10 protein-coding genes are annotated in these 12,376 nt (G+C 27.2%); 9 read left to right on the forward strand and 1 reads right to left on the reverse strand.

All coding sequences use genetic code 11. From position 1 onward, the window contains the following. Positions 1-333: 333 nt before the first annotated feature. The 9 genes from hcp to ACQRD5_RS10615 all read left to right on the forward strand — a co-directional run bounded on the left by hcp (position 334) and on the right by ACQRD5_RS10615 (position 11,445). Positions 334-1,971: a hydroxylamine reductase gene (gene hcp / locus ACQRD5_RS10575; protein ID WP_291632024.1), complete on the forward strand. Its 1,638-nt coding sequence runs from the start codon at positions 334-336 to the stop codon at positions 1,969-1,971. Positions 1,972-2,134: 163 nt separating this feature from the next. After that, positions 2,135-2,806, forward strand: a complete 672-nt coding sequence (locus ACQRD5_RS10580; RefSeq protein ID WP_291632023.1) for a Crp/Fnr family transcriptional regulator — start codon at positions 2,135-2,137, stop codon at positions 2,804-2,806. A gap of 226 nt (positions 2,807-3,032) precedes the next feature. Further along, entirely contained in the window at positions 3,033-4,460 is a 1,428-nt protein-coding gene (locus tag ACQRD5_RS10585; protein ID WP_291631852.1) for an NAD(P)/FAD-dependent oxidoreductase, read from the forward strand. Positions 4,461-4,472: 12 nt separating this feature from the next. Beyond that, positions 4,473-5,726 (forward strand): NAD(P)/FAD-dependent oxidoreductase, encoded by a 1,254-nt coding sequence (locus ACQRD5_RS10590; protein ID WP_291631850.1) that lies wholly within the window; start codon positions 4,473-4,475, stop codon positions 5,724-5,726. 12 nt (positions 5,727-5,738) lie between these two features. Further along, positions 5,739-6,098 carry a DUF1667 domain-containing protein gene (locus ACQRD5_RS10595; protein ID WP_291631848.1) on the forward strand — a complete coding sequence of 120 codons (360 nt, stop codon included), beginning with the start codon at positions 5,739-5,741 and terminating at the stop codon, positions 6,096-6,098. Positions 6,099-6,385: 287 nt separating this feature from the next. Next, a complete protein-coding gene (locus tag ACQRD5_RS10600; protein ID WP_291631846.1) occupies positions 6,386-6,655 on the forward strand; it encodes an ACT domain-containing protein in 270 nt (89 codons plus the stop codon). Between the two features lie 23 nt (positions 6,656-6,678). Next, entirely contained in the window at positions 6,679-8,034 is a 1,356-nt protein-coding gene (locus ACQRD5_RS10605) for a PFL family protein (RefSeq protein WP_294167487.1), read from the forward strand. 128 nt (positions 8,035-8,162) lie between these two features. After that, positions 8,163-9,860 carry an ABC transporter ATP-binding protein gene (locus ACQRD5_RS10610; protein WP_291631900.1) on the forward strand — a complete coding sequence of 566 codons (1,698 nt, stop codon included), beginning with the start codon at positions 8,163-8,165 and terminating at the stop codon, positions 9,858-9,860. A gap of 349 nt (positions 9,861-10,209) precedes the next feature. After that, positions 10,210-11,445 (forward strand): hypothetical protein, encoded by a 1,236-nt coding sequence (locus tag ACQRD5_RS10615; protein WP_291631211.1) that lies wholly within the window; start codon positions 10,210-10,212, stop codon positions 11,443-11,445. Between the two features lie 153 nt (positions 11,446-11,598). On the opposite strand, the gene ACQRD5_RS10620 is transcribed toward ACQRD5_RS10615, so the two are convergent. Beyond that, positions 11,599-12,234, reverse strand: a complete 636-nt coding sequence (locus ACQRD5_RS10620) for a TrkA C-terminal domain-containing protein (protein WP_294167491.1) — start codon at positions 12,232-12,234, stop codon at positions 11,599-11,601. Between the last annotated feature and the right edge of the window lie 142 nt (positions 12,235-12,376).

The following is a 12,376-nucleotide window of genomic DNA, read 5'->3' on the forward strand; positions in this document are numbered from 1 at the left end:
TAAAGGATATTGGCGAGTGGCAAATAGTGCTATATTAAAGACGACACTTACAAATCAATTCTTTAACGACTTAGGCTTGAAAAGCCTAACGCATCAATATATGAAAATTCATTAAACTTAAAGAACCGCCGTGTACCAGACCGGTACGCACGGTGGTGTGAGAGGACGGAAAATAAAATAATTATTTTCCTCCTACTCGATATTAAAAAATAATAATATAAAATATAAATTTTTATTTTAATTGTAACAAATGTTACCGAATTAAGCTTCTAATATAAATATAATAAGACCATAGAATGAATAATTAATTAAAAATCAAGGGGGATTTGTTTTATGGAAAATAAGATGTTTTGTTTTCAATGTCAAGAAACAGCAGGGTGTACTGGATGTACGAAGTTTGGAGTTTGTGGTAAATCACCAGATTTAGCTAGAATGCAAGATCTTTTAGTATATACAACAAAGGGATTATCTGAAGTTACAACTAGACTTAGAAAAGAAGGAAAAGAAATTTCAAGTGAAATTAATCACTTTATAACATTAAACTTATTTACAACTATAACTAATGCTAATTTTGATGATGAAATTTTTTATGAAAGAGTAAAGAGAACTTTAGAAATAAAGGAAGAATTATTAAATTTATTATCTAATAAAGAAGCTTTAAGTGAAGCTGCTACTTGGAGTGCAAGTACAAGAGAAGAGTATGATGAAAAATCAAGGAAGGTTGGAGTATTAGCAACTGAAAATGAAGATATAAGAAGCTTAAGAGAGCTTATAACTTATGGATTAAAAGGTTTATCAGCTTATATGAAGCATGCTAATGAATTAAATTATGACGATAATGAAGTAAATGCATTTATGCAAGAAACTTTAGCTAAGATGTTAGATGATAATTTAGGAGCAGATGAATTAGTTGCTTTAACTTTAGAAACTGGTAAAGTTGGGGTAAGTGGTATGGCTATATTAGATAAAGCTAATACAGAAACTTATGGACATCCAGAAATGACTAAGGTTAATATTGGAGTTAGAAATAATCCAGGAATATTAGTTTCAGGACATGATTTAAAAGACTTAGAACAATTATTAAAGCAAACTGAAGGAAGTGGAGTAGATGTTTATACTCACTCAGAAATGTTACCAGCTCACTATTATCCTGCATTTAAAAAGTATGAACACTTTGTAGGAAACTATGGAAATGCATGGTGGAAACAAAAAGAAGAGTTTGAAAGCTTTAATGGACCTATTTTAATGACTACTAACTGCATAGTACCACCAAAAGATAGCTATAAGGATAGAGTTTATACTACTGGAGCTGCTGGATTTGTAGGATGTAAGCATATTGAAGGTGGAGATGGAGTAGCTAAAGACTTTACAGAAATTATTGAGCATGCTAAAAAGTGTAAAGCACCAATAGAAATTGAACAAGGTGAAATCATAGGAGGATTTGCTCATAATCAAGTAATGCAACTTGCAGATAAAGTTGTTGATGCAGTTAAATCTGGAGCTATTAAGAAGTTCTTTGTTATGGCAGGTTGTGATGGAAGAGCTAAGTCAAGAAACTACTATACAGATTTTGCTAAGGCATTACCACAAGATACTGTAATATTAACAGCAGGATGTGCTAAGTATAAATATAATAAATTAGATTTAGGAGATATAGGTGGAATTCCAAGAGTTTTAGATGCAGGACAATGTAATGATTCATACTCATTAGCATTAATAGCATTAAAACTTAAAGAAGTTTTTGAATTACAAGATATAAATGATTTACCAATAGCATTTAATATTGCATGGTATGAACAAAAAGCTGTAATAGTATTATTATCATTATTATATCTTGGAGTTAAGAATATTCATTTAGGACCAACACTTCCAGCTTTCCTTTCACCAAATGTTGCAAAAGTATTAGTTGAAAACTTTGGTATTGGTGGAATAACTAATGTTGAAGATGATTTAGAAATGTTTTTAGCTTAATATAAAAAAAGCTATTGTAAAACTTGTATTTAGTTTTACGATAGCTTTTTTTTATACATTTTGATAAAGTAATTAGTATACAGAATGAAAGATTAATAAATAATAAAATTCTTAAAATAGAAACTTTTTATGATGCTAATTAAAAGCTGGAAAGGAATATATTATGATTAATGTATTGAAAAACACTTGTTTTTTTAAAGGTATAGAAGAAAAAGAAATAAATGATATTTTAAAAAGTGAACTTTATTTAATTAAAGAATATAAAAAAAATGAAGTAATAGCTAATCAAGGAGAGAAATGTAACAGTTTATCTGTAATTCTTGAAGGTAAGGCAGTAATACAAACAATATATGAAAATGGAAAGGTATTAACTTTAGCTAATTTTAATGTAAGTGATGTATTTGCAGAAGCACTTTTATTTTCAAAGGATAAGGAATATCCAGCAACGGTAATGGCAGTAGAGAATTGTAAAGTATTATCTTTTCCGAAGAATAGTGTATTAGGAATAATGCAGAAAAATACTAAGTTTGCTGAAAATCTTCTACAACTTCTATCACAAAAGATAGTAATTTTAAATAGAAAGATTAATTTAATAGAGCTAGATTCTATTAGAAGAAAGGTATGTAAGATATTATTAGACAATTATAAGAAAAATAATACATATTCATATAAAATATCTTCTAAAAAAGAATTAGCTGAAGAATTAGGTATTCCAAGGCCTTCACTATCAAGAGAGTTAATAAATATGAAGGATTTAGGATTAATAGATTTTAACTTAAAAGAAATTATTATAACTGATCTTGAAGGTTTAGAAGATGAATTTTTTATAGAATAATATAGTTGAATATGCATAATATATATAATATTAAGAAAACTAATGACTTTGAAACTATATACATTTTATTAAATTTATGTTAGAATTATACTATAATTTATTTAATGTGCTGAGGGATTTAGGGATAAGCATAAGGATAAGGGGTTGCTCTTATTTTTATGCTTTTTTGTTGTGTAAAAGGGAAGTAAAAAGGGGAATATAACAAGTGTTTTAGGGAGGTAGAGTTATGTATGATGTAGTGATAATAGGAGCAGGTATAATAGGAGCTTCTATTTTTAGAGAATTAACCAAGTTTAATTTGAAAGTTCTTATTTTAGAAAAAGAAAATGATGTATCAATGGGAACAACAAAAGCAAATTCAGCAATAATTCATGCTGGTTATGACCCAGAGCCTGGAACTTTAATGGCAAAGTATAATGTATTAGGAAATGAAATGTTTGAAGATTTGTGCAAAGAACTTTCTGTACCTTTTATTAGAAATGGTTCATTAGTACTTGCCTTTGATGAAGATGATATAAAGATAATTAATGATTTATATGAAAAAGGAGTTAAGAATAATGTAAAGGATTTAAAAATATTAACTAAAGAAGAAGTCTTAAAGCTTGAACCTAATATAAATAAAGATATTTATGGTGCTTTATATGCACCAACAGGAGGTATCGTTGGTCCATTTGAATGCACTATTGCCTTAGTTGAAAATGGAGTAGAAAATGGTGGGGAAATTAAGTTAAATTCAGAAGTAGTATCAATAACAAAAGATGATTTATTTACATTAGAATTAAAGAATAATGAAGAAATAAGAGCTAAATATGTAATAAATGCAACTGGTGTTTATGCAGATAAAGTTCATAATATGGTTTGTGAAGAAAGCTTTAAAATTACTCCAATTAGAGGGGAGTACTATATTTTAGATAAAGATGAGGGGAAAAATTTTAAGCATACAATTTTTCAATGTCCATCAAAATTCGGTAAAGGAGTTTTAGTTGCACCCACTGTACATGGCAATTTAATAGTTGGGCCTAATGCAGAAGAAATAAAAGAAAAAGATTCATTAAAAACAACCTCTGAAGCTTTAGAGTTTATAAGTGAAAGAGCAGAAAAAACTACTGATAAAGTAAACTTTAGAAATTCAATAAGAAATTTTGCTGGGTTAAGAGCAGAGGCAGATAAAGGTGATTTTATTATAGAAGAAAATAATAAGGTAAAAGGCTTTATTGATGTTTCAGGAATTAAGTCTCCAGGCTTAACTGCAGCACCAGCAATTGCTTTAAGAGTAGTTGAGATTTTAAATGATTCTGGTCTTAATACAGTAAAGAAAGAAGATTTTAATCCATATAGAAATCAAATAAGATTTATGGAGTTATCTATAGATGAAAAGAAAGAACTTATTAAAAAGGATAAAAGATATGGAAGAATAATATGTAGATGTGAAGAAGTTACTGAAGGAGAAATTGTTGATGCTATTAATAAATCCTTTGGATACATTACTTTAGATGGAATAAAACGTAGATGTAGACCAGGTATGGGAAGATGTCAAGGAGGCTTTTGTGGACCTCGTGTACAAGAAATAATTGCTAGAGAACTAAATATACCACTTGAAGATGTAGATTTAGAAAAAGAAGGTTCTTATATATTAATAGGAAAATCAAGGTAGGAGGTGTGTAGTGTGATGTATGATTTAATTGTAGTTGGTGGAGGACCAGCAGGGCTTGCAGCTGCATATGAAGCCTTTATGAATGGTGTAAATAATATTTTAATTATTGAAAGAGATAAAGAACTAGGAGGGATATTAAATCAATGTATTCATAATGGCTTTGGCCTTCATACCTTTAAAGAAGAACTTACAGGACCAGAATATTCTCATAGATTTATTGAACTTGTTAAAAATACAAATATTGAAATAAAACTAGATACAATGGTCTTAGAAATAGAAGAAGATAAAAAAATTCATGCTATAAATAGTGAAGATGGATATATGATTTTAGAAACAAAAGCTATTATTTTAGCTATGGGATGTAGAGAAAGAACTAGAGGTGCTATTGGAATTCCTGGAGATAGACCAGCTGGAATATTTACTGCAGGAGCAGCTCAAAGATATATTAATATGGAAGGATATATGCCAGGAAAAGAAGTTGTAATTTTAGGATCTGGTGATATTGGATTAATTATGGCTAGAAGAATGACCTTAGAAGGTGCTAAGGTTAAAGCTGTAGTAGAGCTTATGCCTTACTCAAATGGTCTTAATAGGAATATTGTTCAATGTTTAGATGATTACAATATTCCACTTTATTTATCTCATACAATAACAGATATTATTGGTGATAAGAGATTAGAGAAGGTTATTATTTCAAAGGTTGATGAAAATAAAAGACCTATTAAAGGAAGTGAAATAGAGTTTTCTTGTGATACCTTATTATTATCTGTAGGATTAATACCTGAAAATGAATTATCCAAAAGTGTTGGAGCAGCTTTAGATAATAGAACAAATGGATTAGTTGTAACTGAAAGCATGGAAACTAATATTGATGGTATTTTTGCTTGTGGTAACGTAGTTCATGTTCATGACTTAGTTGATTTTGTTACAGAAGAAGCAAAACATGCTGGGAAATCTGTTGCAAAGTATTTAAATAACTCTTTAGAAAAGAAAAATTATATAAATATTAAAAATGGAAATGGAATTAATTATACAGTACCTCAAAAAATATCTGTTAATGATATAGATGAAAGCTTAACTATATTTATGAGAGTTAATAATGTATATAAGGATATGAATTTACAAGTGGAATGTGGCGATAAGATAATTCAAAAGGTAAAGAAGCAGCATTTAGCTCCTGCTGAAATGGAAAGGTTAATAATAAAAAAAGAATTATTAAATAATTTAGATGAAGATATTTTAATAGCCTTAGAAAAAGAAAGTTAGGGGGAGAACAAAGTGGAAAAAGAGTTAATTTGTATTTGTTGTCCTAGAGGATGTCATCTTAAAGTTAATATTGAGGAAAATAAAGTTACTGGTAATAGCTGCAAAAGAGGAGAAAGTTATGGATTAAATGAAGTAACTAATCCAGTAAGAGTAGTAACAACAACTGTTAAGATTAATAATGGTGAAATTGATGTACTTCCAGTTAAAACTAAAGGAGAAATACCTAAAAGTTTAATATTTAAATGTATGGATGTGTTAAAAAATGTAGAAGTTAATGCTCCTATAAAAATAGGAGATGTAATAGTAGAAAATATTTTAGATACAGGAATAGATATTGTAAGCTGTAGAAATTTAAAGAAAAGAAATAATTAGATTTTATAAATTCCAATGAAATAATTAATTTTATTTATTTCATTGGAATTTAAAATTGAATATTTAGATAGAAAAATAAAATTGATTTTAAATTACATAGGTTATGCTGAATATGAGAAAGTCTATAAGTTTTTACTTATGTTAGAGACAAGTGTATATGTGGAGAATCAAGAGTGATTAAATTAATATTGGAAAGAATGATAAATATTTGACAACATTTAGTAGTAAGGATAAAATTATATTAACTTTTTTGAATAATTAAAAAATAAATGTAGGAGTTGAAGTTTATGAAGGCAATTTTAACAGTAATAGGAAGAGACAAGGTTGGTATTATTGCAGGAATTAGTACTGAGTTACTAAAATTAAATATTAATATTTTAGATGTGAATCAAACTATAATGGATCAGTATTTTACTATGATAATGATGTTAGATTTAAAGGAATCGAGTTCAAGTTTTGATATGATAAAGAGTTCATTAGTTTCTAAAGGTGAAGAATTAGGTGTTGAAGTTAAAATTCAAAGGGAAGAAATTTTTAATTCTATGCACACTTTATAATCGAAGGATATGGAGGATAAATTATGAATAGTAATAATATATTAGAAACTATAAAAATGATAGAAGAAGAAAAACTCGATATTAGAACAATAACTATGGGGATTTCTTTATTAGATTGTATAGATTCAGATGGAGATAAGGCAAGAGAAAAAATTTATAATAAAATAGTTAGCAGTGCTAAAGATTTAGTTAAGGTTGGTAAAGAAATTGAAAATGAATTTGGAATTCCAATAGTAAATAAAAGAGTTTCTGTTACTCCAATATCTATTATTGCAGGTGCAACTGATGAAAAAGATTATGTTAAATTTGCACAAACTTTGGACAAGGCTGCAGAAACCTTAGGGGTTGATTTTATTGGAGGCTTTTCAGCATTAGTGCAAAAGGGTTATACAAAAGGTGATAAGATACTTATTAACTCAATTCCTGAAGCATTAGCAAAAACTAGTAAGGTTTGTTCTTCAGTAAATGTTGGATCTTCTAGATGTGGAATAAATATGGATGCAGTAAGAGAAATGGGAGAAATAATTAAAAAAACAGCTGAGTATACAAAGGATACAAAAGGCTTTGGTTGTGCTAAGCTTGTAGTATTTTGTAATGCTGTTGAAGATAATCCATTTATGGCTGGAGCCTTCCATGGTGTTGGAGAAGCTGATAAGGTTATAAGTGTTGGAGTTAGTGGACCAGGAGTTGTTCAAAGAGCTTTAGAAAAGGTAAAAGGTGAATCCTTTGATGTAGTTGCAGAAACTATAAAGAAGACAGCATTTAAAATAACTAGAATGGGACAATTAGTAGCTAAAGAAGCTTCAGAAAGATTAGGAGTTCCATTTGGAATAGTAGATTTATCTTTAGCACCAACTCCTGCAGTAGGGGATTCTGTTGCACATATATTAGAAGAAATGGGACTAGAAGTAGTTGGAACTCATGGAACTACAGCTGCACTAGCCTTATTAAATGATGCAGTTAAGAAAGGTGGAGTAATGGCTTGTAGCCATGTTGGAGGACTAAGTGGAGCATTTATACCTGTTTCTGAAGATGCAGGAATGATCGAGGCTGTATTAAATGGTTCTTTAAACTTAGAAAAATTAGAAGCTATGACTGCAATATGTTCAGTAGGATTAGATATGATTGCGGTACCAGGAGATACAAGTGCAGAAACTATAGCAGCTATGATTGCAGATGAATCAGCAATAGGTATGATTAATAATAAGACAACTGCTGTAAGGGTTATACCAGCACCAGGCTGTAAAGTTGGAGATTTAGTGGAGTTTGGAGGCTTATTAGGAACGGCACCAGTAATGCCTATAAATAAATATTCATCTTCATTATTCATACAAAGAGGGGGAAGAATACCAGCTCCAATTCACTCATTCAAGAATTAAGTTTATTATTTAAAAAATTAATAAAATAAAAAATGAAAGAATTAAGGATTTTCATTATAACTTTTTCATTCCTTTATTCTTTCATTAACTTTTTATTATTAATATGAAAGGAGATATAACTAGAGGTTATGAAAAAATACTTATTTAAAGATAAAATACTGATATTTCTATTTTTGTTATCAGTTCCATTATCATGCTTTTTTTCAATTAAGTTTGCATTATCATTTGAACCTATTATAAATTCTGCCATAAATAAGAATTTAGATATGCTAAAAATATCAGCTATACGGTGTGGTATATATGTTATGTTAGATTGTATTTTACTACTTATAGTGAAATATATTAGAGAGTCAATTTTAAGAGAGACTCTTATAAATTTAAAAAAGGATTTATTTTCTAATATTATAAAAAGAAATTCAGAAACTTTTAATAAAGAAAATACTGGAACATATATGTCAATATTAGATAATGATGTTACATTATTATCTAACAGTTACTTTGATAATATTTTATCAATGTATGATGTGGCAATGAGCTTTTTGTTTTCATTTATAATAGTTAGCATGTTAAATTCTACAATAACTATAATTTTAATATGTATTGCTATATGTTCAATTATAATCCCTAAATTTTTAGATAAAAAACTTGCTATGATTCAGGAAAAATATTCAAATTCAATGAATAAGTATACTTCTCAAATAAAAGATTTTTTTGAAGGGTTTCAAATTATAAAAAGTTTTAATATTCAAGATAAAATTATTAAAAGTCATAATAAATATAATGAAGCTAGAGAAAATATGGGGTGTGAATCTAAAAAAAGTATATATTTAGCAGGATGGATTTCTATTTTATTTAGCTCTATAATGTATTTAATTACATATGTTGTTGGTGGATATTTTGCTATTATTGGAGAAATTTCTGTTGGTTTAGTAATCTCTTTATCTCAACTTATAGGTGGAGTTGTTGCACCTTTAGAACAATTGCCAGCTATTTTAGCTGAAATAAGATCTACCTTGCAAATACGAAATAAGCTAGAAAATATTATAATAGAAAGAAGTTTTCAGGAAATTGGGAATGTATTAAAGTCTTCACCAAGAGAAATATCTATGAAAAATGTATCATTTTCTTATGATAATTCAGAAGTTAAAGCTATAAATAATGTTAGTTTAAGATTTGAAGAATATAAAAAGTATGCTATTGTTGGAGAAAGTGGAAGTGGAAAAAGTACTATTGCCAAGTTATTATTAAATTTCTATAAGTGTGATTATGGAAAAATTAATTTTGACAACATAGATATCTGTGAAATAAACTCAACAGATTTATATAAATCAATTAGTTATATAAGTCAAAATATATTTTTATTCGATGATACATTAAAAAATAATATAACTTTATATAAAAATTTTAAAGAAGAAGAAGTAATGAAAGTAATAGAATTATCAGGACTATCTAATTTAGTGAAGAAACTTCCTAATGGTATAGACACAAATGTTGGAGAGAATGGAAATGTATTGTCAGGTGGAGAAAGGCAAAGAATAGGGATAGCTAGAGCATTGATATGTAATTCTAAATTTTTAATATTAGATGAGGCCACATCAAGTTTAGATAATATTACAGCTAGTGAGATTATTAATAATGTTATTGGATTAGAAGATACTACAAGTATAATTATTACTCACCAATTAGATTATAATTTACTTAGTAAGTGTGATTATATATATGTTATGAAAAATGGAAATATAATTGAACAAGGGAAATTAGAGCAATTAATACAGAATCAATCATATTTCTATAATCTATATAGCGTCAGTGAAGAATATAACTAATATTAAGATATAATGTTACTATATAATGAACATTTAGGGTGGATATGATTAGTAGAATTATTATGCAGTTTAGTATCTAGTCAATTACCAAGTTGTTGGGTAAGTTTTGAAAAAGTGAGTATTCTATGAACAAATTACTGATTTATATAGTAAAGGCAAAAATACATATTCATCATAGGTTATGAGTTATGAAGAGGGGTTGTAATACATGGAAATTATAGGATAATTAATACTTGGAATATGTGAATATTGCGAGAGAATATTAAAAAGAACTATGGTAATGATACTTATAATTTAATTGTTAGAAAAGCTTATAAGGCTGATAAAGATTTAAATTGGGGGATTAATAATGAATTTGATAAACTCTGTATATCTAAAATGTAGTGAACAATGGTGGAAGTCAGATAGAAATTTTAAATTAGACATGAAAAAATACACTAATGAGGAAAAGAAAAATAAAGAAAAGAACTTAGATAAATATATAGATTTAATAATTAAAAAAATAAATGAATTTCCTAAAGAAGATAATAAAAAGGAAAATTGGAAAAAAGAATTTAATGAAATTATTGATAATTATATAGAAAGTGAAAAAGAAACTTTTAAGCTAGGAATAATTAATAAGGATATGAAGGATGACTTTTTTAAGAGTACAAAAAATTTCATTAAAAAAGCAAAAGAATTTGAGAAAAACTTAACATATAAGGAGATAGGTCAGGCTATGAGAAATATTTGGATAGTAAATATCCTTCAAGTGGCCTTTGGAGAAAAAGTACAATTGTCTAAAGGAGCATTTGGTTATAGTATGCTATATCCTTATACAGATAATTATTTAGATAATACAGAGATAAATAATATAGAAAAGAATAAATTCAATAATAAATTGGAGAAAAGGCTAAAAGGAGAAGATATAAAAGGAAGTAATTCTTATGAAAATTCTGTTTATAAGCTAGTTAGCTATATAGAAGATGAGTTTGAAAGAGATAATTATACTGAAATATATAAAGCCTTACTTTCAATTCATAAAGGACAAATAAAAAGTTTAAAACAACAAGATTGTCTTAGTATTCCTTATGAAGAAGATATTTTAGGAATATCTATTGAAAAAGGTGGATCATCAGTTTTAGTAGATGGATTTTTAACAAAGGGTAAGATGAATAAGGATGAAATATCCTTTTGTATTTTTTATGGATTTTCACTTCAATTAGCAGATGACCTTCAAGATATTAAATGTGATATAAATAATAAGCATATAACTATAATGTCACAATTAGCTCCTAAATATAAATTAGATAAAATAGCAAATAAATTAATAAATTTCACTATTAAGTTTTTAGAAGAAGAGCATTGTTTTAAAGGAGAAAATATACTAGAATTAAAAGAACTTATAAAAACAAATTGCATAATGTTAATATTAGTTTCAGTAGTATTAAGCAAGGAATTTTTTTCAGCTGAATATGTAAAAGTTATAAATGAATATTTACCTTTTTCAATAAAATATATTGAAAATATTAAGGTTAAGCTTAGAAAAAAGTTTAAGAAAATAGAATTTGAAGATGCAATTAATTATATATTAGAAATTAATTAGAATAAGTAAAGGTGTCAATAGCTCTAAATTAAAAATGTAGAATTAATGGTGTAATTTGAAACAAATTACTAAAATATATTTATTTAAGAAACTACTAAAGGAGCTTTTTCTTTAATTCTACATTTTACATTAGATGATAGTGCTTTAACTTTTTCACTTAGAGGATGATGGTAAAGAAATATAGTCTTTAACTGTTTCTATAACTGAATCTTCTCCAACATAAACTATTATGTCGTTAGAATTTATTTTGAAGTATGGTCCTGGTGATAAGAATAAATCCCCATCTCTTTTAACAGCAATTATAGTTGCTTTAGTATTATGCCAAAAATTAAGTTCCCCAATACTTTTTCCAACAGCAAAGCTATCCTTTTCAACTATGTTTTCAAAAGGAATTATTGAACCTACATTTCTCAATTGAGTAGCAAATTCAATTATACTATTAATATTTTTTTCTAATTTAGTATCAATTTCCTTTCTTTGCTTTATTAGCTCAAAGGTTTCATTATTTAAATATGTAAAATCAGATTTGGTTTTAAATTTATTTAGGAACTCTTTAGCATAATCTTTAGTATTGATTATAACGCCACTTTTTTCATTAATTGTAACCACATTCATATCTCTTAAAAGAGCTAAAGATCTTCTGATTGTTTCAGGAGATACATTATAAATACTAACTAAAGTCGTTCTTCCAGTTATCTTTTCCCCCTCTGTAAATTGGTTATTAACAATTCTATAAGCTATATCCACAGCTATTTTTATGTAGTTAGGTGTTTTAGTTTGATTAAACAATTTTATCCACTCCTTTACATGAAAATTCTAACATACAATATAATAAAGTAAAATGTTTATTTACATAGTAAATAATATATTATTTAAAAAAAGAATAATAATTACTTTTAAAGTAGATAATTTTATTATATGAACATATAGG

It is taken from the genome of Clostridium sp. SGI.024 (assembly GCF_050315195.1).
Lineage (GTDB): Bacteria > Bacillota > Clostridia > Clostridiales > Clostridiaceae > Clostridium.

What these genes read in the sequence shown, in the direction of transcription:
- hcp (WP_291632024.1), top strand. Translation starts at nt 334, where the DNA reads ATGGAAAATAAGATGTTTTGTTTTCAATGTCAAGAAACAGCAGGGTGT.
- ACQRD5_RS10580 (WP_291632023.1), top strand. Translation starts at nt 2,135, where the DNA reads ATGATTAATGTATTGAAAAACACTTGTTTTTTTAAAGGTATAGAAGAA.
- ACQRD5_RS10585 (WP_291631852.1), top strand. Translation starts at nt 3,033, where the DNA reads ATGTATGATGTAGTGATAATAGGAGCAGGTATAATAGGAGCTTCTATT.
- ACQRD5_RS10600 (WP_291631846.1), top strand. Translation starts at nt 6,386, where the DNA reads ATGAAGGCAATTTTAACAGTAATAGGAAGAGACAAGGTTGGTATTATT.
- ACQRD5_RS10605 (WP_294167487.1), top strand. Translation starts at nt 6,679, where the DNA reads ATGAATAGTAATAATATATTAGAAACTATAAAAATGATAGAAGAAGAA.
- ACQRD5_RS10610 (WP_291631900.1), top strand. Translation starts at nt 8,163, where the DNA reads ATGAAAAAATACTTATTTAAAGATAAAATACTGATATTTCTATTTTTG.
- ACQRD5_RS10615 (WP_291631211.1), top strand. Translation starts at nt 10,210, where the DNA reads ATGAATTTGATAAACTCTGTATATCTAAAATGTAGTGAACAATGGTGG.